Origin of the sequence: Rhizobium phaseoli, from assembly GCF_003985125.1 — a bacterium.
In the GTDB taxonomy this organism is placed as follows: Bacteria; Pseudomonadota; Alphaproteobacteria; order Rhizobiales; family Rhizobiaceae; genus Rhizobium; species Rhizobium phaseoli.
In genome coordinates this window covers 138,205-164,106 of record NZ_ML133565.1, presented here as the reverse complement: position 1 = coordinate 164,106, position 25,902 = coordinate 138,205, and the positions used below count along the sequence as shown (strand labels likewise).

The window sequence follows — 25,902 nt, the reverse complement described above, 5'->3', positions numbered from 1 at the left end:
CGTTTCTGCAACGAAGGACCTCAGGCCCTTTGCAGCTTCCAGGTCCTGATCTCAAACGGCATGATGTCGGCAGGACCTGTCCGCTCCATCGGTTCTTCGAGAATGTTGAGCGGCTGCGATACCGACCATCCGGACGGCAGGGTGACAGAGAGGCGGCCGCGCCGGCCGGCGGGCTCGTAGAGCCGCAGTATCAGGCCATCCCCCTCTTCCGCCGGTTTCAGGCCCGAGAGGGCAACCGGCACACCACTGATCGCGAGCGGCGCGAAAGTGCCGGTGGAGAGGCCTTGAGATTCAAGCGCAAGGAGCGGCTGGTTGAGATCGATCGCCTCTTCGAGGACGCCGCCCTCGTGCCAGGCGCCGTCATGAGGCATCAGTGCATAGGTAAAGCTCTGCTCGCCTTCATCGGCCAGCGGATCCGGATAGACCGGTCCGCGCACCAGGCTCATGCCGATCACATTGCCGCGGGCGCTATGACCGTATTTTGCATTGTTGAGCAGCGCGACGCCGAAGCCCGGCTCGCTGATATCGACAAAGCGATGGGCGACGGCCTCGAACATCGCCTGTTCCCAGGAGGTGTTGGTGTGTGTCGCCCGCTCGACGATGCCGAAGGCGCATTCGAACGTTGCTTTGCGCGATCTGACATCAACAGGATTGAGGGTGCGCAGCAGCGTGCGTCGGTCGTGCCAGTCGATCGACGTTTCGATATCGAGCCGCTTGGCGTTCGCCGTCAGCACATAAGTCTGGGTGACGCTCGAATTGCGGTAGCGGTGCACGACGCGGATCGCCGCGCGTTGCGGGCCGTTTTCGACGAGGCTGATGCTTTCGGGCGTTTCGAGACGGAAGGCCTTTTCGGCATAATCGGCATCGATATCCCAGGCGTCCCAGTTGCGCGGTTTGTCGGCCGGATAGACCCAGAGCTGGTTGGCGGAGCCGTCGACCGCTTCGCGGCCGCTCGCCTTGTGGACGAGGCTCGCAACCGCGCCGTCCTCGCCGATGACAACGGCGAGATGATCGTTTTCGAGGCGGTCCGATGTTGCATTCAGACCGCCCGCCGGCTGCAGCACCTGCCTGTCGAAGACGGCAACAGACAGGGGCGCGACGATGTCGGCGGCCGAGAGGACCGTGCCGTCGGCAAGCCTCGCGCTGAGGGGCCGCGGCGCAAGCGACGGATTGACGACGACGAGCGCATCGCCGACGCCGCCCTTCGGCAGGTTGGCCGAGAGCGCCTGCAGGGCCTTTGCCTGCTCAGACTTGGCATTGCCGATCACGCCGTCGAGCTCCTGTTCCGCATCCTGATAGACCTCGCGAATGCTCGAACCCGGCAGGATGTCGTGGAATTCGTTCTTCAGTACCACGCGCCAGTCCGCTTCGAGGCTCTTAGTTTTTTCGGCTCCGAGCAGATGGGCGAGCGACGCCAGCGTCTCGGCGGTGATCAGCGCGCGCTCAGCCTGGCGGTGCTTGCGCTTGACGCCGCTCTGCGTCGTCAGCGTCGCGCGGTGCAGTTCGAGATAGATCTCGCCATCCCAGACGGGCAGGTTCTTCTCCGATGCAGTTCGGTGCGCCTCTTCATAGAAGCTTTTGACCGTGCCCCAGCGCGCCTGCGGAATGGCCGGGAAATCGCGCAGCTGCACTTCGCGCTCCACCATTTCCGGCGTCACGCCGCCGCCGCCGTCGCCATAGCCGACGGCGAGAAGCGAGGCGTGATGCTGCACCTTGCCGCGAAAATTCTTCCAGGTCGGCACGTAGCAATCGGCCTGTACGAAGCCGTTATAGCCCTGCATCGGATTGTCGAAGGTGTGGGTCAGAACCTTGCTGCCGTCGAGGCCCTTCCACCAGAAGAGGTCGGAGGGGATATGGTTGGTCTCGCTCCAATTGACCTTGATGGTGAAGAAGCTGTCGATACCACCCTGTTTCAGGATCTGCGGCAGGGCGCCGGAGAAGCCGAAGCAATCCGGCAGCCAGCAGACGGTGTGGCGCGTGCCGAAGGTCTTTTCGAAATAGCGCTGGCCGTAGAGAACTTGGCGAACAAGGCTTTCGCCTGTGGGCATGTTGGTGTCGGGCTCCACCCACATTCCGCCGACAGTTTCCCATTTTCCATCGGCGACCTTTTGCTTGATGCGAACGAGAAGCTCCGGATCCTCCTCTTCCATCTGTGCGTAATAATGCGCCGTCGACTGGTTGAAGCGGAAATCGGCCGAACGCTCCATCAGCGACAGCGCCGTGTTGAAGGTGCGCCGCATCTTCCGCCGCGTCTCGCGGTAGGGCCAGAGCCAGGCGAGATCGATATGCGCATGGCCGGTCAGCACCAACTCGCCATTCGGCGGGAAGCGATTCTGCAATTCCTTCAGCCGCGCCGTCAGCGCTTCGAAGGCGGACGCCGCCGAAGCGCTCTGCTCGTCGGAGAGGCCCGCCGGGTTCTCCGCAAGCTGCGGCAATTCCCAGATCTTCTGCTGCATGACGGCGTCGGCGGTGCGCGAGATGTAGACCGCCGAATCCGAGGGCCAGTCGAGGCTGCGCAGGGCCAGTTCGCCGGCATCGACCAGATGCGGCACGACTTCATGTTCGCCGAGCACGTCGATCGCCTCGGCCACCTGCGTCAACAGCAGATGCAGGCGATGTGCCGGACCGTCGAGCCAGATCAGCCGGGCCTTGTTGAGCCGCGGCGCCCGATTCGGCTCGCCGAAGGGAAAGCGCGCAACGCTCTCCGTCGCAATCGAAAAGCGCCGGCCCTTGACCGGGAATTCTTGGTGGTAGGGGTCGAGCCCGAATGTCTCGCTCTGACCATCCGGGTAGCTCAGCGTAATCAGGCTCTCGCCGCCGAGATCGAGCTGCAGGCGGATATCCTCGAGCGGCCAGCCCGCAGGCGCTTCCGCAGTTGCGGCAAAATGCACCACGCCCCGGCGATGGGGCCAATCCTGATGCTGGCCGATCGGCTCCCCCTCGAACGTCCAGCCGTCGATCGGGCTGCTCTGCCGATCGCGCCAATGCGCGAGCTCCGCAATGCGGATTTTGAAGCGATCAAGGCGTTGGGCAATGGTCAGGGGCATGATCTATTCCTGTTCAGAAATGGGCGGCGGAACATCCGGAGTCTTGGCTTTGGGAGATCGTGCAACAGAGATCGCTATTTCCGGCCCCGCCTCCCAACCGGTCTTAACGCTTAGATTAAGTAACTTTGATTTGCCGTCAAGCGTGAAAGAGGTTGTGAACAGCCCCTCACCAACAAGCGCCTGTCTGCCCGTCCCGCCTAGATCGCCCGCCTTGCCGCGCAACAAAGGTAATTCTTGACCAGGTGCGCTGCCGGGTTCAGAAACAGGGCTTGCATAGCATGTTCACTACCGCCGGTCGGCTGGCATGACAAATTGATCGCCTTGAAGGGGTTCGAACCTGCGACACCCAATTCAGATCTGACATTCGTTCGAAACAGGCTGCAATCGATCCCGGGGAAAAAGGGCAGGGAGCGCGCCACGCTCACCGTTCAAACCGCTCTAGCATTTTTCTCAGCTGTGCGTTTTGCGCGTTACTTTCTGGCCAACTGATCCCGGAGCATCCTGATCTCGTTATCGAGACCCATCTCCTTTGAAGTATGGATAACCTTGGCGATCGTTCGCTATCGCCACCGCTTCCTTGCCGCGGCTCCTTTGCTTGCGCGGTGCGACCTCGACAGTTCGCTTGATTCTAGGAGTATCATGTGCAGCAGTGACGTCGATACCAGTACCACCGGATATAGCGGGATCAGCGAGTTCTCGGCGAAGTGTGCCGCGGCCTCGGTCAGTCGGCCGCACTGCCACATGTCGCGGACGCCGCCATGGTCTCGGCTGGGGTCATCACGCATCTTGTTCTCATGGCGGCCTCCCGGCGCTCTACGTCGCTTTGCGCATCACGGGGAGTAGTGGCTGAAGACGAAGTCCTTGGCAGGGTCGAGCTTCACATGGAGGCGAAGCAGGTCTTGATTAACGGTTCGCTCGCGTTCGCGACGCCGTTTCCGAACTGGCCGTAGCCCCAGCCGACCGTCCCAGAAAACCTCTTCGAATCCTTGAGATGCTTTCGGAAAGGAAGGCTCAGAAGGAGACCGATAACATACACCAGCTGCGCCTTCCTTCCATCGTCCATCAGGGGTTGGACACCCGACGCTAGGCCAGTTGGTAGGCACTTGAAAGCCCGGACTTAGGTCCCGTTCGTTTTCGTACCAAGAGCGTCTGTTGCCGATCCATTCTACGATCAGTACGCGCGCCGGCAAAGCGTGCCCTCCCCCGTGCTGAAGCGGATCCATCGATAGGACCTAAGTCCCGGCCCCTGAACCAAATTGACTTCCCGCTGTTTCCTTCGCATCACGAAGGAGGACTGCCATGAGTTTCGAGCCGGAAAGCCTCGCCCACGATCAGCTTGCGAGCGTGCAGGCGGCGGTGTCCATGGAACTGGAAAGCTCGTCGATCTCTGTGAGGATGGTCGGCAGAAGCGTGCTGCTGGAGGGCTATGTGGCGGACTACGGTGATCGGGAGAAAGCGACGGCCATCGCCGCATTGATCGCAGGCCCGGAAAACGTGAACGACAGAATGCGAGACCGAGACGAGATGGCATATACCTCACCTGCTCAATAGTAATCGTTCCTGTCCTATTCTTCCATCCGGTACGATGTGGATTTCAATGCAGGGTGATCGCGCGCTCCAGCACCGCGATCTCCTCTGCGAAGAGACCGTTGACCGCGACGGCCACTTCATCGAGATAGGGAACACCCATGACTGCCCTCAGGAAAAACTGGAAAAGCTGTGGAGGATGGATGTCGATGTCCTCGAAATCGACGTATCCGGCTACCGCGTCATGCACTCCGTGACTTGGATGAAATCACCCTTGATCGCGCACCTCGCATGGTGATCCAGAGTCAACGTCCCGGCCAGCACTGGACGACCCCCGCCGGCCGATAGATTCTTCGCCTGAAAGGATCTGAAGCACAAACCACCTGCCTGAATAGATCGAAACCGTACTTGCCGGCGGTCTCCCGCGCAATATTGCGATTGAACGCAGTCCTCCAAGGGTTCAGCCTCAGTCTTCTCGTTTTCGGCCATGAACGAATGAAATGTTTTGTGAAAAGAGAGCGGCAATGCATGGCGCTACTCGATTTTGACGTAATCGTCGACGCCACATATCGGAACGTCTGATAGTGCATACGAGAGTTCCGCATACGCACGGACAGCTGGACTTAGGTCTGACTGGCCGCCGCTCGGCGCGCTGCCCATATAAGAGATGATGCAACGTCATCCGTTGAGGGCGGACAGGAGGAGGCTTTGAGGTTCGGTCCCAACAATCATGAAGAGCGCTGTCCGCAAGGTCACAGTTCGGCGGCAACCATTGCAACGATCCAAGCTGCACTTGCGGCTGACCCAGACATTGACAGCAGCGCTGTCGAAATCAGGATGCTCGGTCCTGTCGTGCTGCTCGAAGGATATATCACAAAGGCCGCGGACCGAGAGAAAGCCATCTCGCTGGCTGCGATGATCGTGGGCTGGGAGAACGTCCAGGATCGAATGCTGAGCCGCTTCCCCCCACAGTGAGGGAACAAGTAGTACGGTCCGACTGATGTCTGCGCCCTTTTCTTGGCGCGGTGCCGATAGGGATTTTGCCGGCGGCCATCCTTCTGCAGCGCGCGAGATGCGAAAAAGAGGTTGCGCGGCGGGATTGGGATATTCTGGTAAATCGACGATTTTCCGAACTGCGCCATCCTAAAGCCGCTGCCGACGTTCATTACGCACGCTGATTACGCGGCATCAGCAGATACAAAATGTCCCGTCCTGGCGGCCAGCCACTTACTCAAATGTGGAAGGTGGTTCCACGTCACCGCAAAGTTTTCGTCAGTGCCATTTTTAAAGCTGGCTTTCGAACGCTTAGGGCGCTTGAAAAACCCAAGTTGTTAGGTTATTTTGGAACATGGTCACCGTTCTCCGCGAAGCAGGAATGCGATTTGTCATTTACACGGATGACCACGAACCGGCTCACACCCATGTCTAGGGAGATGGGGAGGCCCGCATCAATATCCTTGATCTCACCGTGATATCAAACCGGGGAATGACGAAACGGGACTTAAGCAAAGCCCTTGCCATCGTTCAGGCGAACAAGCGTTTATTCATCGAGAAATGGGAGAGCATCCATGGGTGAAGTTATCTTTGAGGATCGTCACTACCGCGAAGCTACCATGAAGGGGGAGGCAGAGCGCGCCCGCGCGCCAATTCCTGCTTCGGTTCGTTTCGATGAAGCATCCGGCCGCATTGTCGTGGATTTCACCAACGGCGCTGCCTTCATGGTGCCTGCCCGATCGATACAGGGACTGGAGAATGCAACCGTTGCGCAGTTGGCTGAGGTCGAGCTTCTCGGCGGGACCGGCCTGCATTGGGAGAGCTTGGACGTGGATTTTACCATCTCCGGCTTGATGAACGGCATATTCGGCGCTGCGAAGTTCATGGATGCGCAGCGCCGAGGCGGTCAGTCCCGTTCAACGGCAAAGGTAGAGGCAAGCCGAGCCAACGGTGCCAAGGGCGGACGCCCCCGGAAGAACGGCTAGGCGCTTGCAGATAGCTCATGCAAAGCCTGGCCGTCACGAGCGCTGGCCGTTGCCACTCCCAGTCGCCAAACTGTTAGCTGCCAGGATAAGACTGTAGCGTAGATGAAAGGCTCGCCTGAGGCCCAACCCGGTCATCTACTGTTGGCAAGGACACGCCCGCAATTTGCGCGTAGTTGTCATCGCACTTCACGGACGAAGGCAGGCCCGATTCCCAATTCTTCGCGCTTGGCGACTATTCGAAGTGCAGTAAGCCACGGCCAGTCGAAGCCGCTTTGGGTCTTCCCAAAAAATCTCCGGCATCAGCAATACCCCGACAACCGATGTTGTAACGGACATCGCGCTACCGAACATTCAAACGAATCCACATTTAGGTAAGTGGCTAAGTTCTGGCGGGGCATTTTGCTATTCGCACTCTCGACCGGGAAAGCCGCAAGGACCCGGCCAAGCGCGGGCGCGGCAGAACAACACGGGTTCCTTCCTGTGGACCCTTCACCGCGATCGGAAGCGGTGCGGCCAGAAGTCCTTCTGATTGATAAATTCGAGCCGCAGTTGAATTAGTAAGTTTAGGTGAATTGATCATCTGCCGCACCATGTCATCTTGATCCTGCCGCGTCCCCTCGGTTCGCGGCGTCGCCGTAGTTCGAAACTGCTTTGCCCCGCCGCTCATTGACGGGGCATTTTTTGTTCATTTCTCATCGGTCATGACGATCACCTGATCCCCTTTGCCGACCGCATTGGCGCCGTGTGCGGTTGCAGTCGATCTCTGCTGAACCCATGCAACGCGGTTTCACCGCTCAAATCGCTCCAGCATTTTTCTCAACTGCGCATTTTGCAGCTTTAGCTTTACAGCCAACTCACCCCTGAGCATCCTGATCTCTTCGTCAAGGCTCATCTCGTCTGCTTGGGACAGGTGTGAAATCGCTTCCGCTTTCCTGCGGCGACTTTGTTGCTTACGCGGCGCGACCTCCGCAGCTCGCTTGAGGTCCGTAATACCTCGTGCAGCAGTGACGTCGATATCAAGCCCACCGGGGAATGCACGAGCAGCGGCCCCTTCGTGTTTGATGCCTTCGCGGTCGACGCCGTCGGCGCCTTCGTTTTCGGTCTTCTCGGAATGGACGGGCTGTGAGGAAATTGCAACGGCATGACGATGCGTGTCGGCGCTTGCTCGCCGATCAGCGCCATTTATGCTCTCGCTGGCAGCCGCGTCAGCCAAACCCGCAGTAGCCGACGCATCCGGCGCAGCCTCGCTGGCCGAGCCGCTTTCTTTCTTTTGTTCGCGTCCCGGTGAGATCAGTCGGACCAGAAATTTCCAGGGAGACGCCATCTATCCGCCCTCGAGCTTTATCCCGCAAACAGGCTGCAAGGTTTACTTCCGGCGACAGTATCGACCGCCGCCAAACTGTATGCTCAACAAGCATAGAAATGCGGCCGGCGATTGACCGGCTGTTCATATCAGTCGAGCTTGAGCCGCTTGCGCAGATCGGCATTTTCAGCGCGAAGTTTTTCGGCAAGAAGCTTGCGCAGTCGTTGATTTTCCGCTTCCAACTGCAGCAGATCTTCCATCTCATCGATCGCCGTCATCGGCGCGGCCGGGGCGGTCGGCACAGCCTTTCTAGCACGACCCGCAGGCGCACGTTTGGCGCCTCCCGCAGCTTCACTCACCCTTGCCTTGCGCCCTCTCCTCTTCACATCACCCGCGCCGGTCAACGCAGTTGCTGGCTCGGCGGCAGCGTCAGCTGACGCCCTTTCGGGTGCGGCCGCTTTCTTCGCGCGAGGTTTGCGCTGCTTCTTCGGCGCAGTGGGCGTTTCGACAACGGCCGGCACCTCGGCGTTGGTTGTCGCATGAGTTTCGTCGGCCATGCTCATCTCCTGTGTATCTGATGCAGTTGTCGATGGCGTGAGAGGCGATGTCAACAACGGCTTGTCCTGATCTTGGTCCGGTAACGGCATTTCGCTGCCGGTGCTGTCATTCTGCGAGCTATTTGCACGATACGCCAGGGTCTCTTCCTCGAGGTCGCGTGCGACTGACTTTAGATCCAGGTTGCCCCAGATCGAGTTTGACCTGGACTCGAGCTTTCGCCTGCCGGTTTTGTACTCGACGGCAAAACGACGTTGCATTTTCTTCAATATAAGAGGCCCTTTGGGAATTCTCGGATGGTTGGTGAATGCTGATACATCGGAAATAACGATTACCGCTCTGCCAGTCCATCCCCTCAACAGCCTGCCGCGAGTTTTTCCTGCAGTGCCTTTCTCAAGGATTTTCGACGCCGATCAACGCGCTGCTCGCGACAATCGGTCTCTTTGGTCGTTGCCGCACTGACGACGCGGGGCCTTATTGGACTGAGAGGCTTGTCTCGCTATATGAGTGCGATTGAGCTAATTTTTGGCTGGCTCGCAGATCAACTATCTTGATCGGGCCGACTTTGCTCTTTCGCGCTAGACAAGTCGCGGTTCATACCATCGGCGAGCATCCTCAAGAACCGCGCCAAGTCGTCGAAGTCTTGGGTGCTCCAGTCGCGGAAAAGTTCGAATGCGAGCCGTTCGCGCGCCTCATCCACGGCATCGGTGGCCGTCTTGCCAAGGGTGTGATCACCGCCTCTCGCACGCGACGGTCCGCGGCGCTGGGGCGGCGCTCGACAAGGCCGAGCTCTTCAAGTCGCGCCACCTGCCTGCTCACGGTCGTGTAATTGCGCCCGACTTTTGATGCGAGTCCGGGCCGACCGTCTGAAAGGAGACATGCACATTAGAGCAACATCGAGGCGCCGCGGTCGAGATAGGTATCGAGGAATTGTTCGAGGCGGGGATTTCTCGGCTTTTTAAAGACCTCCTGGGGCGATCCGCTGAAGAGCACCTTGCCGTGGTCGAGAAAGATGATCTGCTGGCCGACGGTCGCAGCAAAACCTATCTCGTGCGAGACAACGACCATGGTCATGCCCTCGGAGGCCAGATCGCGCATGACGTTCAAGACTTCGCCAGTCAGTTCCGGATCGAGCGACGAGGTGGGCTCATCAAACAGCATGATCTTGGGCTTCAGCGCGAGGGCCCGGGCGATCGCTACGCGCTGCTGCTGTCCGCCTGATAGCTGGGAGGGATAGTGCCCGGCCCGGCCCTCGAGACCAACCTTGATGAGCTGGGCCATTGCCCGCTCCTCCGCATCCCTGCGGCTCATCTTGTGAACCGTCTTCAATGCTTCGCTAACATTGCCGAGGGCCGTCATGTGCGGCCAGAGATTGAACTGCTGGAACACCATGCCGATTTGGGCGCGGATCGCCCGGTTGGTGGCGGCGGAGACGCGCTCTCGCCGTCCTTGAGAATCCTCGGTGAAGCCGAGCACTTCACCGTTGATGGAGATCGTCCCGCGCGTTGTCTCCTCGAGAAAAGCCATGCAGCGTAAAAGCGTGCTCTTGCCGGAACCCGATGGGCCGATGAGGCAGGAAACCTGCCCGGGCTCGATGACAAGATCGATGCCATGAAGGACCGTGGTCTCTCCGAAAGTCTTGATGAGATTTTTGACTGCGATAGCGGGGACGCTCATGCGTTGAAAAACCTGAGTCTGGAAAGTTTCGTTTCGGCAATATTGCCAAGCCAACCGGTGAGTTCGACGAGCACCCAATAGAAGAGCGCCAGCACGGACAATGCCTCGACGAAGGCATATTGCTGCGATCCGATAGCGCTCAGCGTTGCCGTCAACTCCGGCACAGTGATGATGGATAAGACCGCCGTCTCCTTCATCAGGATAACCACCATGTTCACGGATGGTGGCAACACCAGCATCGTCATTTCCGGCAACAGAATGCGCCAGACGATCTGCCGCCGCGTCAAGCCGACGCATTCGCCGGCCTCGATATGGCCCTTCGGCACGGCCTGAAAGCCCGAACGGAAGATCTCGCTGAAATAGGCCGCGCCATAGATCGAAATGCCGATCAATCCGGCGGGCACGGGATCGAGATCAAGGCCGATGAAGGGACCGCCGTAATAGACCAGGAATATCTGGATGAGAAACGGCGTGCCGCGCAAAACAGCGACGACGCCACCCAGCGCCTTGTCGATCAGGACGCCGCCATATTGCCTCGCGACTGCGACCAGGAAGCCGATGACGGCGGCAGCAGTGGTGCCGAGAATCCAGATCATGATCGTCACGCCCGCACCGCTGACGATGGCGGGCCACTGTTCGATGATGACATTGATGTCGAAGGTCATCGCGGCACCCCGGGCAACCTGTTTTCGATCATGCCGCCGGCAAGCGCGACCAGCCAGTTGATCATCAGATAGATGAGGCCTGCAGATGCGAAAATCTGTAGGGGCAGGAAGGTGCTGCCGGCCAGGTCCTGCGCCATGCGCGTCAATTCGACAATGCCGACGACCGAGACCAATGATGACGCCTTGAGGATCAGGATCGCCTCATTGACGAGAGCTGGAAACGTGAGGCGCAGGGCGATCGGAACTTTGATGCGGCGGAAGACCTGGCGCGGCGTCAGACCGACCATTTCAGCCGACTCCAATAGGCCAAGAGGCACGCTGGCAAAGCCGCCGCGCAGATTCTCGGCCTGGTAGGCTGCCGTGCAGAGCGAGAGGCCGATGATCGCGGCAACGATGCTCGGCACGTTGATGCCGATGGCCGGAAGCAGATTGTAGATCAGCAGCAATTGCACCAGCAGCGGCACGCCGCGGAAGAAGCTGATGAAAATCTGAGCAGATCGCACGAAAAGGCTACGCCCCGATAGCAGCATTCCAGAAAGAAGGATCGCAATCGCAAAGCCGATGAGGATCGACACGACACTGATCGTCACCGTGTAGATCGACGCCTGGAGAAGCAACTCGAAGAGCTTGATGGACATGATTCAGATTTCGCCCGCTTGGCGGCAAGGAGGTTCCGCTCGCGTTCCTCGGCCATGCCTCGGCGCTGCCGCAGGCATGGCCGATTTCCGGTCACCAATCAGAATGCCGGGTCCTTGACGGAATCCGGCGTGTCGAAGCTCGCGCCGAACCACTTCTTCTGCAGCGTCGCCATACGGCCGTCAGCCTTGATCTTCAGCATGGCGGCATCGATCGCATCCATCAGCGGCGCATGATCGGCGTCTTTTAGGCCGATAAAGCCGAAATAGGATTTCTTGCCGAAGGGCGGCAGAACGACTTCGAAGGTGCCTTCGCGCTGTTTGGCGACGAAAGCAATATTTGGAAGCGAGTTGGCAACGCCGGCGATGCGGCCGGCCGCGAGGTCCGCATAGGACTCGGTAAAGGCCGGATATTCGCGAACGTCCACCTTGGTCGGCAAGGTTTCGGAAAACTCCTTGAGCTGATCGAGCTGCGCGGTCGCCTTGCCGACGCCGATCTTCTTCCCGGCAATATCCTCAGGCTTGTTGATCGTCTTGTCGCCGGCCTTTTTCAGGATCGCGATAGTCGCCTCGGCCAACGGTGGTGTGAAGCGATAGCGCTCCATCCGCTTCTTGGTGATCGTCGCTGGGCCTGCGACCACATCGAACTTGCCGGCTTCGAGCGCCGGGAAGACGCCATCCCAGGGGAGCGTTACCCATTCGATTTTCACTCCGAGTTCCTTGCCGATCTCGTTAAAAAGATCGACGTTCAAGCCGACATGTTCCCCAGCATCGATAAAATCGAACGGCGCGAAAGCCGTCTCGGTCCCGACCTTCAGGGTGCCGGCAGCCTTCACGGCGGCAAGCGTATCGGCGGCATGGGCAGAAATCGTTGCGCCGAACAGAAATGCAACGCCGACCAGCCCCTTCAGAAACGAATTCTTTCTCATATTTCTCTCCAGTTTTTGTCCTTCCGATGGAAGGTCCAAGTTCCCCAAGCGTTGTCCCGCCGAACGGATTTCTATGACCCGCTTTTGTCTATACAAATAGATACAGGCTGGCCTACACTGTCAAACATTAAACTCGATGAACGCAAGATTTGTGCCGCGTAACGGCAGTGGATTCAGTGAAAGCGGCTTTCGCTGAAATTGAATCTCATCATTGGATCGAGGTGAGTGTTGGTCTCAATTCATCGGAGAATTTTCGAAGACCTCGAAGCCATGATCGTAAGCGGTGTCTGGCCGCCCGGTTATCGCATCCCCTTCGAACACGAGCTCGTACAAGAGTATCAATGTTCCCGGATGACCGTGAACAAAGCGCTCTCGGCCTTGGCGGGGCGCGGCATGATCATACGCCGCCGAAAGGTTGGTTCCTTCGTCGCCTCGCCACAGATCGACCGCACCGTGATGGATATTCAGGACATTTCCACGGAGGCAGAGCTGGCGGGACATGACCACAGCTACAGAATACTGATGCGAAACATCGAGACGTTGGATTCCGCGACAGCAGCGCAGCTCGGCGAACCAATTGGGGCGCAAATCCTGCGGCTTCACTGCCTGCATTCGGTAGACGGCAAGCCGAATGCGCTGGAACGGCGCATCATCATGCTCGCCATGGTGCCGTCTGCGAGAACCGAAAACTTTTCTTCGGTTCCGCCCGGCAAGTGGTTGCTGGACATGGTACCGTGGTCGAAGGCAAGGCATGTCATTCGGGCCGTCTCGGCCGATGCGGCCACGGCACGCCTGCTTGAGACCGAGCGCGGTGAGGCCTGCCTGACACTGATCCGCCAGACGTGGCAGGGCAGCCGCACGGTTACCTATGTCGAGATCATCCATCCCGGCGACCGTTTCCAGTTCGCCGGCGACTTCCATCCGAGTGAGAGAGGTGTCATGGATCAATTGCCGCGGAGAAGCGCCTCTTGATCGAGAAGCAAGCGATCAGGACAGTTCCACTCAAGGGCCTGCAGGTGTTCGAGGCTGTGGGCCGTTGTGGCAGCGTGAGCGCCGCGGCTCTGGAGCTGAACGTTTCCCCCGGCGCGATCAGTCAGCAGATCCGCAAGATCGAGAGCTTTCTCGGCGTTACCTTGCTGGAACGCAATGGCCGTACCGTGGAGCTCAACCAGTGGGGGCGGCTCTATCATCATGAAATTTCGAAGGGCTTCGAGCAGTTCGTGCTTGCGGAACAGATTTTGGAGCGGGCGCGCAACGAGAATGCCCTCGTTCTCAGTGCGCTGTCTTCCGTCGTCAACAAATGGATAGGACGCCGGATCTTCGACTGGCAGGCCCTACATCCGAGTGCCCATGTCAGGATCGTCGGCCGTGACAAGGAACCGCGCATAGGTTTCGACGACATCGATTTCCGCATCAGCTATGGATCAGACGTGCTGCAGCATGAACACTATACGGAGTTGTTCCGCGACTGGGTCGTCCCGGCCTGCTCGCCGGCACTGATCAAGGGCAAGGCTCTCTCCGCCGCGCGGCTTCTCGAATATCCACTCCTGCATGTCGAATGGGAGCGGCATTTCACGCCCTATCCGAGCTGGCGCGAATTCGCCGCCAAGACGGGCGTAGCCCTCGAAGAGAGCAGCGCCGGTCTTTCCTTCACCCTGTCGAGCAGTGCCATCGATGCGGCCGTCAACAAGCGCGGCATCGTTCTCGCGCAGATGTCGATGATCGCGGATGAACTGGAAGCGCAGACGCTCGTCATTCCCATCGATATCCGCATTCCGTTGCAAGAGAGCTATTTTCTCGCCTGGGACAGGGCGGCATTGCAAAAGCCCTTCGGTCCCGCATTTCGCGAGTGGCTTGTTTCGATCTCCCGTCAACAGGCCCGTATATCCGCACCGTCGTCGGCATAGACTTTTAGAAAAACTAAAGCGAAAGACAGCGCTGCGATATTGATGAAAAAAACCGCAGGACGATAATCCGCGCAGGCTTTGGGCCTGACGATCAGGAGAACGGAATGGCGCGCACCGACAAGATGAAGCTGGGCACTTTTGTCTACACCTTCGGCTTTCATCCAGCCTCCTGGCTTCATCCGGCCAGCGACGTCAACGGCGCCAATGATTTCAGTCATCTTCTCAGCGTTGCCAAGCGATCCGAAGAAGCGAAATTCGATTTCATGTTCATGGCGGATTCGCCGGCCGCAGCCGTCGGTGATCCCGATGCGCTTGCCCGCATTCCGACCAAGATGAACCGCTTCGAGCCGTTGTCGCTGCTGGCGGCGCTGTCCGTTACCACCAGCAATCTCGGGCTCGTCGCCACCGTCTCGACGAGCTACTACGAGCCCTACAACGTTGCTCGCCTCTTCGCATCGATCGACCACTTGAGCGGTGGCCGCGCCTGCTGGAACGTCGTGACCTCCGATCACGACGAGACCGGCTACAACTTCAACCGCGAAGGGCTGGACCCGCATGCACTACGCTATGAGCGCGGCAATGAATTCATCGATGTCGTGTTCGGCCTATGGGACAGTTTCGAGGAGGATGCCCTGCTTCTCGACCGGGAAAGTGGCATCTATTACGACAAGACGAAGCATCACACGTTGAACCACAAGGGCAAGCACTTCCAGGTGCGCGGGCCGCTCAACATCGCCCGCTCGCCGCAGGGTCGGCCGGTGATCGCGCAAGCCGGCGGATCCGAACCCGGCATGGATATGGCGGCGCGCACCGCCGAGATCGTCTTCAGCCTCGCCTCCAACATCGACCGCAATCGCGACTTCTATGCCAATGTCAAAGGCCGCATGCCTGCCTATGGGCGCGATCCGCAAGATCTGAAAATCATGCCTGGCGTGGTCATCAATGTCGGGGAAACGCAGGCCGAAGCCGAAGCCAAGGTCAATTATCTCGTCGACCGGATGCATCCGGATGTCGGCCGGCTGATGCTTTCGGAATTTCTAGAGGCCGATCTGCGCGGCGTACCGCTGGATCAGCCCTTTCCCATGGACAGGCTTCCCTCGGCACCCAAGGGCTCGCGCGCTTTATTCGAGGAGCTGGTCGATTTCGTTAAAAGCGGACGCACGGTCGGTGAGCTTGTCCGCCATTATGCGGAAAAGCATACCGGCAACGGCATTACCGGCACACCGACGCAAATTGCCGACTTCATGGAAGAATGGTTCGAGACGCGCGCCGCCGACGGCTTCATCCTGATGTTCCCGACCCTGCCCTCCAGCCTTGACGACTTTGTCAAGCTTGTCCTTCCGGAATTGCGGCGTCGCGGTCTCTTCCGCGAAGAATACGAAGGACGGACACTACGCGAGAATCTCAGCCTTTCCAGGCCCGTCAATCGCTTTGCGAAAGGTCCCGTTACCGCATGAAGAAGGAGTTGCTCCGATGACGAACGGATCCCCGATCGATCGGGACAGTTTCAAGCTTTCCATGCGTCATCTTGCGGGCGCGGTCAGCGTCATCACCGTTGGCGAAGGCGATGAGCGTACCGGTTTCACCGCGACATCCGTCTCATCGCTTTCCGCAGACGTTCCCTCGGTTATCGTCAGCCTGAACCGAGCATCCTCCTCATGGAAGATTCTCGAACGCCATCATTGCTTTTGCGTCAACGTACTCGCCGAGGACCAGCAACATATCGCACGGTCCTTTGCCGGCCTTGGTGGGCGCCACGGCGTCGAGCGCTACCGCGATGCCAACTGGCATCACCTGAAAACCGGAGCGGCCGCGCTGGAAAACGCTCTGACGGTGTTGGATTGCGAGCTGGAGAAAGCGATACACCATCACACCCATGTAATCCTGATCGGCCGGGTCTGCGCCATCGCCGTGCGACCCCATACCAGCCCGCTTTTATACTGGAACGGTGGCTATCGTAGGCTCGGCGCAGCGGCTGATCTCGTTCATACCAATTAGCTTTGTTTCAACGAAGGCGATTGGACAGGAGCCCAATGGACGCCGCGTCGGCATTGGCGAAGGCAAGCCGCAAATAGCGTTCTTGTCCCACGCCGAAATAGCTTCCGGGGATACTGACGATACCCACCTGCTTTGCCAGCCTCTCGGCCACCTCGACAGAAGATTGGTGGGCAAAGGGGTGGCGCACGAACGCGAAATAGGCACCGATCGCGGCGATGTCCCAACCAGGTATATCAGATAGAACGGCCTTCAGCGCCTCCGCTCGGCGGGCGATTTCGAGCCGATTGCCTGCGCGCCAATCGGCAAGTACCGGCAAGGCGGCAGCTACCGCCACCTGGGCGGAGCGCGGGGCGCAAATCTGCATATTGTCCATGATCTTGGCGATCTCGCCCAAAAGCTTAGGCCCCGCCGTCACCGCCCCCAGCCTGTGACCGGGAATACAGAACGATTTCGAGAAACTGTAAAGCAAAACGAGCGTCTCCTCCCAGTCGGGCTCGGACAGAAGCTCATGCGGCCGGCCGTAATCGCCCTGGAGAAAGTCGCGATAGGTCTCGTCCAACACAAGCCAAGCGCCATATCTCCGGCACAGCGCAAAAAGATCATGCAGCAGTGACGGCGGATAGACGGCCCCGGTCGGATTGTTCGGCGTGACGACCGCAAGCGCCCGCGCTCCGGCAGCAAGCGCCTGCTCAGCCGACGCAACATCCGGTAGGAAGCCGCTGGCCGCATCACACTCGACAAGCATGCGATTGATGCCGAGCATGGACAATGTCGTCTCGTGATTGAAATAGAAGGGGTTTGTGAGTGCGATCGCGTCACCGGCACAAGCAAGGGCGATGGCGGCACACATGAAGGCTTGATTGCAGCCGGAAGTGATGTGGACATTGCCGGCCTGGATCGGCGCGCCGTAGATGTCGCTCATATGCCGCGCATAGACTTCGCGCAGCACCATTTCTCCCTCGATCGGCCCATAGCCCGTCATGGCTTGTGATGCCGCCGCTTCGCCGAGGAGACGCAGCATCTCGGGATGGGCAGGATACCCGGGAACGGCCTGCGACAGGTCGATCAGCGGCCCGTAAGCACCGGCATAGTCGCGCGCCCACGCAAAGACCGAGGGAATAGGCGGCGGAGAAAGCCGCGCCACGAAACGATTGAGAATTGCGGATTGCATGACGATGGGTTCCTTGGAGACCGATTGCTACACCGATATCGAGAGCAATCTCAACTTCTTTGTCAGACCATATTGCTCCTCCCACCGTGTTCCCGCATCCTTCGCCCAATGCTCTATCAGGGCATCGGCTCTGCAGGCTGACCGATTCCTGGCCCCATGCTGGGCGACTGCCTGCGTCACGTGCAATAGAGGGACAACGTCTGGATCGCGACTGGCGCACATATCATAAATCACTTTGAAGCACTGGAAACCGAGCGCAAAACTCTTTCAGCTTAAGAAGCGGGAGTATCCTAGATGGCATTCGACCACGAGAAACTGCAGCAATTGCGTCAGAAATTTTCCGAAGGACATGGAGGCAACATTCATGATCCGGAATTCCGTGCCGTAGCGGACAAGATCTTTTCGGCAAGCGGCACGCGTGCTGCGCCATTTAGCGGCGTGCCGACCCTGCTCGATGCTCCTTATCGGCAGATTGACGCCGAAAATCCAGACTTTGGCGATCTCGACGTCGCCTTGATTGGGGTTCCGATGGATCTCGGCGTCACCAATCGCCCAGGTTCGCGTTTCGGACCGCGGGCGCTGCGGGCGATTGAACGGGTCGGGCCTTACAATCACGTCCTGAAATGCGCTCCCCTCTTTGAAGCGAAGGTCGCCGATATCGGCGATGTGCCGTTTCGCAGCCGCTATCGGCTGGAACTTAGTCACGAGGATATCGAGCGCCGCTTCCGACAGATCGTCAGCGCCGGCGTCCTACCGCTTGCTGTCGGCGGAGACCATTCGATTACACATCCCATCCTGAAGGCCGTCGGCGAGAAGCGCCCGGTCGGGCTGATCCATATCGACGCCCATTGCGATACCGGAGGAGCCTACGACCTGACGAAGTTCCATCACGGAGGGCCGTTTAGGAATGCGGTCCTGGATGGGGTTCTCGATCCCACGCGCACCATTCAGATCGGTATTCGTGGTGCTGCGGAATATCTGTGGGAGTTCTCGTATGAAGCCGGCATGACCGTCATCCATGCCGAAGATATTGCCCGCATGGGTATCGATGCCATCACCGACAAAGCGCGTGCGATCGTAGGAGACGGCCCAACCTATCTCTCCTTCGACGTCGACAGCCTCGATCCCGCTTTTGCCCCCGGCACGGGTACGCCTGAAATCGGCGGGCTGACCAGCCGAGAGGCGCTGGCAATCCTCCACGGATTGAAGGGCATCGATTTCGTCGGGGGTGATGTGGTGGAAGTCGCTCCGCAATATGACGCCACCACGAATACAGCCCACGTGGCGGCTCAGATGCTCTTCGAGATTCTCAGCCTCATCCGCTTCAGCCCGTCTTTGAAGCTCTAGCGTTATGGGACCACCCGCTGTTCCGAGCGACGCTGGCCAGCGCCTTTTCTGGCATACAAAATCACGGGGCTCGTATTGCAACAGTTCGACCTGCAGTGCCGGAATGCACGGCGGTTCTCGAGTTCCAAGACTTTCCTTACAGGTGAAAGCAAAAATATTCCCGTCGACGCGCCCAAACGGAACGACCTGTCTTTCTCTTCCGAGTTAGCCCGCTTAGAAACCTCTCTCGCTGCACTCACATGTCAGAGCGCGCTGTTTCGAGAAGGCCCCGCAAGCAGTTCCATGAAAGCTTCCATTTCAGATCACATCCTTGCGTCTGCCGGCGCGCTCTTTTACCGCGAAGGCATCCGCGCTGTCGGTATCGACCGCATCGTCGAAGAAACCAAGGTCGCCAAGGCAACGCTCTATCGGCATTTCCCGTCGAAGGACCATCTCGTAGCGGCCTATCTTCAGGATCGCCACGAGCGAGTCATCGGCTCTCTGGAAGAGGTTTTGAACGAAGTCCCCCGCCCGCGGGATCAGCTCAATCTCATCTTTGAGCGGCTGCATGACAAGGCGGACAGCCCGGAGTTTCGCGGATGCGCGTTCGCCCTCGCAGTGGCCGAGCACGGCGATTCAGAACGCGTTGTTACCGTCGCGCGCGCCCACAAGGCGGCGGTCAGCCAGATGTTTCGCGCGCTGATGGAAAGAGCGGGCATTGAGACAGCGCAGCCGGCCGGCCATCTTTCCCTCCTCTACGAAGGAGCTTTGGCGACCGTCGCCGTCGGTCGCGATCCCGAGGCTGTTCTCACCGCCAGAGATTGCGCCCTCTTCGTATTCGACGCCGCACGTTCTTCGATCAAGACCGCTGAAAAAGGCAGAGCATGATAAAGGTAATAGACTATTGCTTCGGCATCGGTTCACCCTGGTCCTTCATTGGTCTTGATGCCTTTTCAGAACTTGCACTGAGACATGGAGCGTCGATCCGACCACATCTGATCTCGGTGATCGAGGATAACGGCGGAATCTATTCCCGCAACCGGCCGGAAGCCCGGCGTGCCTACTGGACCAAGGACCTGAAGCGCTGGGCCATCCTGCGCAGCAAGACGCTGAACTTCGAAAATCGCGCTGCCCTGTCCGATCCCACGCCCGCCGGCTTCATGGTCATCGCGGCGATCGAGAACGGCTTGGATTGGCTTGGGCTCACGCGTGCGCTGCAGACCGCATTCTGGACAGACGGGGCGGATATCGGCCGGAGCGAAGTGCGCCAGGCAATCGCCAATTCGGTGGGGATCGATGGTGCAAAGCTGGAAGAACGCGCCCAAGCCGAGGCCAGCCAATCGATCTGGAGATCCAACATCGAAAGCGCCAAAACCGCCGGCGTCTTCGGCCTCCCGACATTTCGTTACGAGGACGAGCTCTATTGGGGGCAGGATAGCCTGCCATTCCTTGAGCGCCACCTGAACGGCGAGAAAATCGCCGTCTGACGGCGAGCCTGGTGAGACCTGGCGCCAGTCAATCCGCAGCCGTGCCTGACCGTGACGGCATGGCACGATTTCGGGTTGCTTGGTCCCCATCGATAGAGGGACGTGTAAGATGGGCATCCTGTCGGCTGAGCTATCGGCCCAATTGCTGGCGCGGTTCGGTGATCGCTTCTCGATCTCGCAGGCCCTGCGCGAGCAGCACGGCCGCGGCGAATCCCATCACACGCCGGCAATTCCGGATGCCGTCCTATTCGCGCAAAGCACCGGGGATGTTGCCGAAGCCGTCAAGCTCTGCGCCGCGGCCGGCGTGCCCGTCATCGCCTTCGGTGCCGGAACTTCACTCGAGGGGCATCTGACCGCGGTGCGCGGTGGCGTGTCGATTGATCTTTCGCAGATGTCGCAGATCCTTCGGGTCAGCGCCGAGGATCTCGACTGCACCGTCCAGGCTGGCGTCACGCGCGAGCAGCTGAACGCGCATCTGCGCGACCAGGGCCTGTTCTTCCCGATCGACCCGGGTGCCAACGCGTCGATTGGCGGCATGGCGGCGACGCGGGCATCGGGAACCAACGCCGTGCGCTACGGGACGATGCGCGAGAACGTGCTGTCGCTGACCATCGTGCTACCGAGCGGACAGGTCATCCGGACCGGCGGGCGGGCACGCAAATCGTCTGCGGGATATGACCTCACCCGCCTCTTCGTCGGCTCGGAAGGCACGCTCGGCATCATCACTGAAGTGACCTTGCGGCTCCAGGGCGTCCCGGAAACCATTTCGGCTGCTCTCTGCTCGTTCGAGAGTGTGGAGCAGGCGGTCAGCGCCGCGATCGCTATCGTGCAGCTTGCCCTCCCCGTCGCCCGGATGGAGCTGATGGACCGTGGCCTGATTGCTGCCGCCAACGCCTATTCCGGCCTCTCGCTGAAGATCGAAGACACACTCGCCTTCGAATTCCACGGGTCTCCCGCCTCGGTCCAGGAGCAGGTCGAACTGGTTGCGGATATCGTCAAGGATCACGGCGGCAAGGATTTCGAATGGGCCAATGCGCCGGAAGAGCGCAATCGTCTCTGGAAGGCTCGTCATAACGCCTTCTACGCAGTCGTCTCACAGCGGCAGAATGCGAAGGGCTGGTCATCCGATGTCTGCGTTCCGGTGTCGGAACTCAGCGGCTGCATTCTGAAGACCCGCGCACTGTTGCAGGACTGCAGTGTTCCGGCTGCCATTCTCGGCCATGTTGGCGACGGCAACTATCATGTGGTCTTCGCCGTGGATCCCGAGAACAAGGCAGAGCTCGCAGAAGTCGCCGCCATCAATAAGAAGATGGTCGAACACGCAATCTCCGTCGGCGGAACGTCGACCGGCGAGCACGGCGTCGGCACCGGCAAGATCGGCTATCTGCGCCAGGAGCACGGAGACGCCGTCGAGCTGATGGCTCTGCTGAAGCACGCCATCGATCCCAAGGGCATCATGAACCCCGGCAAGATCCTGCCGGTGTGAGAGTTGCCGATCTTTCCACTTTTGCCGCGGGAGACGGTGCGATGGACGACTTCAAACTCCACAGCTCTCATTGGGGTGCATTCTATGGGCGCAACCAGGGCAAAGCGCTCGAAATCCGTCCGCATCCCGCCGACCCGCATCCATCTCCCCTGCTCGGAAATCTGCCCGCAATCGCCCACAGCCCCGCCCGCATCCGGCGGCCGGCCGTCAGGCGCGGCTGGCTTGAAGGCAAGCCTGATAATGCCGGGAAACGTGGGAGCGACGGTTATGTGGAGGTCAGCTGGCCGGAAGCGCTCGATCTTGTCGCCAACGAGCTTCGCCGCGTTCACGACGAAGCCGGACCGCAGGCGATTTTCGGCGGCTCGTATGGCTGGTCCAGCGCAGGACGCTTTCATCATGCCCAAAGCCAGATCCATCGTTTTCTCAACGTGCTTGGCGGATATGTCAGATCGGTCAATACCTACAGTTCGGGCGCGGCGATGGTCATCATTCCGCATGTGCTCGGTCCTTACGATAGCTTCGACCGAAAGAGCGTCACCTGGGAGGCGATCGAGCGCAGCAGCGAGCTGATCGTTGCCTTCGGCGGCATGGCGGTCAAGAACACCGATGTCCACGGCGGCGGTATCAGCCGGCACGTCGTACGTCCCGCGCTGAGTGGTGCCCGTGCCCGCGGCGCCCGTTTTGTCCTCATAAGCCCCCTCAAGGATGATCTCGCCGCCGATCTGGAGGCTGAATGGCTGCCGGTCATCCCCGGAACCGATGTCGCGCTCATGCTCGCAATCGCCTTCGTCCTCGTCCACGAGGGACGGCATGACCGGAAATTTCTCGACCGCTATACGACAGGCTATCCACGCTTCGAGGCTTATCTGCTGGGACGCGAGGATGGCGTCGAAAAGAACCCGCAATGGGCGGCAGGCATCTGCGGTATCGCGGCCGAGACCATCGTGGATCTGGCGCGGCGCATGGCGAACGTCCGAACGCTGATCACCGTCAGCCATTCCTTGCAGCGCGCCGATTACGGCGAACAGCCTGTCTGGATGGGGATCGTGCTGGCGGCCATGCTCGGCCAGATCGGGCTCGATGGCGGCGGCTTCTCCTATTCGCTCGGCGCCCTTGGCAACATCGGCAAAAGCCAGCTTGCCGTTCCCCTTCCGACGCTCAAGCAATTCCACAATCCGGTGCCGGATTTCATTCCCGTCGCACGGATCGCCGACATGCTGCTGAAACCCGGCGAGCCCTTCCACTACAATGGCCAGGCTCTGCGCTATCCTGACATCCGCCTTGTCTATTGGGCCGGCGGCAACCCGTTCCATCACCATCAGGATCTCAACAGGCTTCGCCGGGCGTTCAAGAAGCCGGAAACGATCATCGTGCATGAGACGGCCTGGACGTCCTCGGCACGCCACGCCGATATCGTCCTGCCCGCGACCACGACGCTCGAGCGCGACGATATCGGTGCAGCCGACCGCGATCCCATGATGATCGCGATGAAGAGGCTCATCGAACCAGTCGGCGAAGCACGCGACGATTACGAGATATTCGCCGATATCGCAGAGCGTCTCGGCAAGCGCGGCGAATTCACCGAAAACCGCTCGAGTCGCGAGTGGCTTGTTTTCCTCTTCGAGACAACGCGCGCGGCACTCGCAGCCGCTGGCCACCCGGCGCTGGATTTCGAGACGTTCTGGGAGAAAGGCGAACTGCGACTGCCGGTGAAACCTGACGATGGCGGCCCTGCGCGTGCATTCCGAACCGATCCGGACGCCAATCCGCTGCCGACACCTTCGGGCAAGATCGAAATCTTCTCTGAAACGATCGAGAGCTTTGGTTATGACGATTGCCGGGGACATCCGTGCTGGTTCGAACAGGACCCGACGACCACGCCGGCGGAAAGCCGCTATCCGCTCTATCTCGTCTGCAACCAGCCGCATTCGCGCCTTCACAGCCAGCTGGACTATGGCGACTTCAGCCGTTCGACCAAGATCAAGGGGCGCGAACCCGTGCGCATTAATCCGGCCGATGCGGTCGAGCGCGGCATTTCGGATCGCGATATTGTCAGGCTGTTTAACGCCCGCGGCAGTTGCCTGGCGGCTGCGGTGATCAGTGCGGATGTGAAACCGGGCGTCATGCAGCTTGCCACTGGCGCTTGGTTCGAGCCTGATGACGCTGATGCCGAGATTGCAATCTGCATTCATGGCAACCCGAATATCCTAACAAAGGACACGGGCACGTCTCAGCTTGCCCAGGCATCGACCGGGCAACTGACAAAGGTCGAGGTCGAGCGCTTTGAAGGGGAATTGCCGCCCGTGCGCGTTCTCGATGGAATGACGTTCACCGGCATATAGACCGATGGTGGTGACGCCCTTGGCGGGCGAAGGGCGTCGGAAATCCTGATCCTCGTGTTTCGCAGTGCGCTGATAAAATAATCTACATATTTGGTAGAAAAAGAACAACCAGTCTTTCTCGCAGTTGATCCGGTCACGTAGGCTCCTGTTCACGATCAGCCCGCCAACAAACAGGACCGCCATATGAACGACTGCTCTTTCCACTCTCTTCTTTCCCGGCGTCGTCTGCTGACCGCCACCTCTGCACTGGCATTTGCCGCTTTGGTCGCAACAGCGAATGCAACCCCGGCCCTGGCTGAGGACGGAGCGCAAGATGGAGGAGACGTCGTCTTCCTGATTGACTCGCTCGGGGACACCTGGATCCCCAACAACAGCGCGATCTCCAGCTTTCAGGGCCATATATGGGGGCATGTGACCGACAAGCTTCTCTATGTCGATGCCGACGGCAAGGTCAGCCCGTGGATCGCCGAGCGCTGGGAGCAGAACGACAATGCGACTGAATTCACTCTGCATCTCAAGAGTGGCGTGACCTTCTCCGACGGCAGCCCGCTCGATGCGGCGGCCGTCGTCGCCAATCTCGACATCTGGTATGGCGGGCGCAAGAGCGAGGGCATCAATCCGATCGGCCTCTTCCCCAAGACCTATGATCACGCCGAAGCAGTCGATGCGACAACCGTCAAGGTCTTCTTCAAGAAACCGACGCTGGGCTTCATTCCGACGCTCGGCTACCACGGCTCCATCCTCATTTCGCCGAAGACCATCGCCTCGCCGGCGAGCGCCCAGGCGGACCTGAGCAAGACCTCCGGCAGCGGCCCTTATGTCGTCGAGTCCTGGAAGGAAGGCGACTACGTCAAGCTTGCCAAGCGCAAGGATTACAACTGGGGCCCGGCAGCGGTCGGCCAGACCGGTCCCGCCCATCTCGATACGATCACCTACAAGCTCGTGTCGGAACCGTCGCTGCGGGTTGCGGCAGTGCAGTCCGGCCAAGCCGACGTTGCCTATAATGCATCTCCTCAGGAGCTCGAGTCCCTGAAGTCGGAAGGCCTGACGGTCGCCACGCCCCGCTATCTCGGCTTCGTCAACGGCTGGGCGATCAACACCAAGCTTGCCCCCTATGACGACGTGAAGGTTCGCCAGGCGCTTCAGGCTGGCATCAATCGCCAGGAAATCATCGACACCGTCTATACGCCCGACTGGAAGCTTGCGACGTCGTTCATCCAGAGCAACGTTCCGGGTGCGACTGACCAGAGCGCGCTGCTGGCCTACAATCCTGAAAAGGCAGAGAAGCTTCTCGACGAGGCAGGGTGGAAGAAGGGAACGGGCGGCGTCCGCGTCAAGGATGGCAAGCCGCTGTCGCTGACGCTGAACTCGAACCCCTACCTCGCGACATCGAAATCGATCGACGAATTGATTGCGCAGCAGCTCGGCAAGATCGGCTGGAAGGTCGATATCCGTGCCTATGACGTCGTCACCTATGGCCAGAAGGTTAAGTACGGTGGCGCGGGCGTGCCGGCCTATGAGGTGACGCGCTCCTTCATTGACGCCGGCACCGTCGCCAGCATCCTGACCAATGCCAACAATGGCGAGAACTGGTTTGCCCTCGACGAGAGCGACAAGACCCTCAACGACTTGCGAGACAAGATCGCCGGCGCCGGCACCATCGAAGCTCGCAAGCCGCTTCTCGACGAACTACAGAGATACGTCCTCGACCAGGGCTATTTCATTCCGCGAACGCAGATCGTCCAGCGCATCTACGTGCAGTCGCCGAAGCTCAAGGGCGAGGTCTATAACGGCGTCGCCTACGCCAGCTACTACACCGCGACGAAGAGCGAATAGCCCGGCCACTCAACAGATACAAAGGTGATGGC

General features: G+C 59.6%; 22 protein-coding genes and 3 pseudogenes. 14 read left to right on the top strand and 11 right to left on the bottom strand.

Features of this window, described 5'->3' with window-relative positions; translation table 11 throughout:
• Positions 1-20: 20 nt before the first annotated feature.
• Both EFD56_RS00775 and EFD56_RS33065 read right to left on the bottom strand, forming a co-directional pair.
• Positions 21-3,047 carry an alpha-mannosidase gene (locus EFD56_RS00775; RefSeq protein ID WP_085744578.1) on the bottom strand — a complete coding sequence of 1,009 codons (3,027 nt, stop codon included), beginning with the start codon at positions 3,045-3,047 and terminating at the stop codon, positions 21-23.
• Between the two features lie 421 nt (positions 3,048-3,468).
• A pseudogene (locus EFD56_RS33065) lies at positions 3,469-3,743 on the bottom strand (hypothetical protein); the annotation flags it as partial.
• A gap of 603 nt (positions 3,744-4,346) precedes the next feature.
• Between EFD56_RS33065 and EFD56_RS00760 the strand changes: the two are divergent.
• Complete coding sequence (locus tag EFD56_RS00760) at positions 4,347-4,598, top strand: BON domain-containing protein (RefSeq protein WP_012490179.1); 252 nt, start codon at positions 4,347-4,349, stop codon at positions 4,596-4,598.
• Between the two features lie 43 nt (positions 4,599-4,641).
• On the opposite strand, the gene EFD56_RS00755 is transcribed toward EFD56_RS00760, so the two are convergent.
• Positions 4,642-4,824, bottom strand: coding sequence for a hypothetical protein (locus EFD56_RS00755; RefSeq protein ID WP_010025069.1), 183 nt, complete (start codon positions 4,822-4,824; stop codon positions 4,642-4,644).
• A 458-nt stretch (positions 4,825-5,282) separates the two neighbouring features.
• Between EFD56_RS00755 and EFD56_RS00745 the strand changes: the two genes are divergently transcribed.
• The 3 genes and pseudogenes from EFD56_RS00745 (at position 5,283) to EFD56_RS00735 (ending at position 6,553) form a co-directional block, all read left to right on the top strand.
• Positions 5,283-5,549: a BON domain-containing protein gene (locus EFD56_RS00745; RefSeq protein WP_012490181.1), complete on the top strand. Its 267-nt coding sequence runs from the start codon at positions 5,283-5,285 to the stop codon at positions 5,547-5,549.
• A gap of 469 nt (positions 5,550-6,018) precedes the next feature.
• Positions 6,019-6,150 (top strand): annotated as a pseudogene (locus EFD56_RS33060) (DUF4160 domain-containing protein); the annotation flags it as partial.
• Positions 6,143-6,553, top strand: a complete 411-nt coding sequence (locus EFD56_RS00735; protein WP_010001734.1) for a DUF2442 domain-containing protein — start codon at positions 6,143-6,145, stop codon at positions 6,551-6,553. The pseudogene EFD56_RS33060 and the gene EFD56_RS00735, both read left to right, overlap by 8 nt.
• 787 nt (positions 6,554-7,340) lie before the next feature.
• On the opposite strand, the gene EFD56_RS00730 is transcribed toward EFD56_RS00735, so the two are convergent.
• The 7 genes and pseudogenes from EFD56_RS00730 to EFD56_RS00700 form a co-directional block, all read right to left on the bottom strand.
• The gene (locus EFD56_RS00730; protein ID WP_064824085.1) at positions 7,341-7,877 is read right to left on the bottom strand and encodes a hypothetical protein; all 537 of its coding nucleotides are present in this window, start codon (positions 7,875-7,877) and stop codon (positions 7,341-7,343) included.
• A 128-nt stretch (positions 7,878-8,005) separates the two neighbouring features.
• Positions 8,006-8,680 carry a hypothetical protein gene (locus EFD56_RS00725; protein ID WP_064844585.1) on the bottom strand — a complete coding sequence of 225 codons (675 nt, stop codon included), beginning with the start codon at positions 8,678-8,680 and terminating at the stop codon, positions 8,006-8,008.
• Positions 8,681-8,952: 272 nt separating this feature from the next.
• Positions 8,953-9,263 (bottom strand): annotated as a pseudogene (locus tag EFD56_RS33665) (MarR family winged helix-turn-helix transcriptional regulator); the annotation flags it as partial.
• Between the two features lie 33 nt (positions 9,264-9,296).
• Positions 9,297-10,088 carry an amino acid ABC transporter ATP-binding protein gene (locus tag EFD56_RS00715; RefSeq protein WP_016736009.1) on the bottom strand — a complete coding sequence of 264 codons (792 nt, stop codon included), beginning with the start codon at positions 10,086-10,088 and terminating at the stop codon, positions 9,297-9,299.
• Positions 10,085-10,753: an amino acid ABC transporter permease gene (locus EFD56_RS00710; RefSeq protein ID WP_004669259.1), complete on the bottom strand. Its 669-nt coding sequence runs from the start codon at positions 10,751-10,753 to the stop codon at positions 10,085-10,087. The genes EFD56_RS00715 and EFD56_RS00710 overlap by 4 nt, the downstream gene beginning before the upstream one ends.
• Positions 10,750-11,391, bottom strand: a complete 642-nt coding sequence (locus EFD56_RS00705) for an amino acid ABC transporter permease (protein ID WP_004669261.1) — start codon at positions 11,389-11,391, stop codon at positions 10,750-10,752. Before EFD56_RS00705 ends, EFD56_RS00710 begins: the two co-directional genes overlap by 4 nt.
• Positions 11,392-11,489: 98 nt before the next feature.
• Positions 11,490-12,317 carry a transporter substrate-binding domain-containing protein gene (locus tag EFD56_RS00700; protein WP_004669265.1) on the bottom strand — a complete coding sequence of 276 codons (828 nt, stop codon included), beginning with the start codon at positions 12,315-12,317 and terminating at the stop codon, positions 11,490-11,492.
• A 228-nt stretch (positions 12,318-12,545) separates the two neighbouring features.
• Here EFD56_RS00700 and EFD56_RS00695 point away from each other — a divergent pair, with 228 nt between their 5' ends.
• The 4 genes from EFD56_RS00695 to EFD56_RS00680 all read left to right on the top strand — a co-directional run bounded on the left by EFD56_RS00695 (position 12,546) and on the right by EFD56_RS00680 (position 16,222).
• Positions 12,546-13,289, top strand: coding sequence for a histidine utilization transcriptional repressor HutC (locus EFD56_RS00695; RefSeq protein ID WP_012490187.1), 744 nt, complete (start codon positions 12,546-12,548; stop codon positions 13,287-13,289).
• Positions 13,286-14,224 (top strand): LysR family transcriptional regulator, encoded by a 939-nt coding sequence (locus EFD56_RS00690; RefSeq protein WP_012490188.1) that lies wholly within the window; start codon positions 13,286-13,288, stop codon positions 14,222-14,224. The genes EFD56_RS00695 and EFD56_RS00690 overlap by 4 nt, the downstream gene beginning before the upstream one ends.
• Positions 14,225-14,328: 104 nt before the next feature.
• Entirely contained in the window at positions 14,329-15,681 is a 1,353-nt protein-coding gene (locus tag EFD56_RS00685) for an LLM class flavin-dependent oxidoreductase (protein ID WP_004669275.1), read from the top strand.
• 16 nt (positions 15,682-15,697) lie between these two features.
• Positions 15,698-16,222, top strand: a complete 525-nt coding sequence (locus EFD56_RS00680) for a flavin reductase family protein (protein WP_004669277.1) — start codon at positions 15,698-15,700, stop codon at positions 16,220-16,222.
• Between the two features lie 7 nt (positions 16,223-16,229).
• Here the strand turns inward: EFD56_RS00680 and EFD56_RS00675 are convergent, their stop codons facing one another.
• Positions 16,230-17,393, bottom strand: coding sequence for an aminotransferase (locus EFD56_RS00675; protein WP_004669279.1), 1,164 nt, complete (start codon positions 17,391-17,393; stop codon positions 16,230-16,232).
• Between the two features lie 294 nt (positions 17,394-17,687).
• Here EFD56_RS00675 and speB point away from each other — a divergent pair, with 294 nt between their 5' ends.
• The 6 genes from speB (at position 17,688) to EFD56_RS00640 (ending at position 25,870) form a co-directional block, all read left to right on the top strand.
• Positions 17,688-18,740 (top strand): agmatinase, encoded by a 1,053-nt coding sequence (speB, locus tag EFD56_RS00665; RefSeq protein ID WP_004669282.1) that lies wholly within the window; start codon positions 17,688-17,690, stop codon positions 18,738-18,740.
• Between the two features lie 282 nt (positions 18,741-19,022).
• Positions 19,023-19,607 carry a TetR/AcrR family transcriptional regulator gene (locus EFD56_RS00660; RefSeq protein WP_037113141.1) on the top strand — a complete coding sequence of 195 codons (585 nt, stop codon included), beginning with the start codon at positions 19,023-19,025 and terminating at the stop codon, positions 19,605-19,607.
• Entirely contained in the window at positions 19,604-20,206 is a 603-nt protein-coding gene (locus EFD56_RS00655; RefSeq protein WP_126904428.1) for a 2-hydroxychromene-2-carboxylate isomerase, read from the top strand. Before EFD56_RS00660 ends, EFD56_RS00655 begins: the two co-directional genes overlap by 4 nt.
• Positions 20,207-20,315: 109 nt before the next feature.
• On the top strand, positions 20,316-21,692 hold the full coding sequence (locus EFD56_RS00650) for an FAD-binding oxidoreductase (RefSeq protein ID WP_004669290.1): 1,377 nt from the start codon (positions 20,316-20,318) through the stop codon (positions 21,690-21,692).
• A 41-nt stretch (positions 21,693-21,733) separates the two neighbouring features.
• Complete coding sequence (locus EFD56_RS00645; RefSeq protein ID WP_004669292.1) at positions 21,734-24,034, top strand: molybdopterin guanine dinucleotide-containing S/N-oxide reductase; 2,301 nt, start codon at positions 21,734-21,736, stop codon at positions 24,032-24,034.
• A 183-nt stretch (positions 24,035-24,217) separates the two neighbouring features.
• The gene (locus EFD56_RS00640; protein ID WP_004669295.1) at positions 24,218-25,870 is read left to right on the top strand and encodes an ABC transporter substrate-binding protein; all 1,653 of its coding nucleotides are present in this window, start codon (positions 24,218-24,220) and stop codon (positions 25,868-25,870) included.
• Positions 25,871-25,902 lie beyond the last annotated feature (32 nt).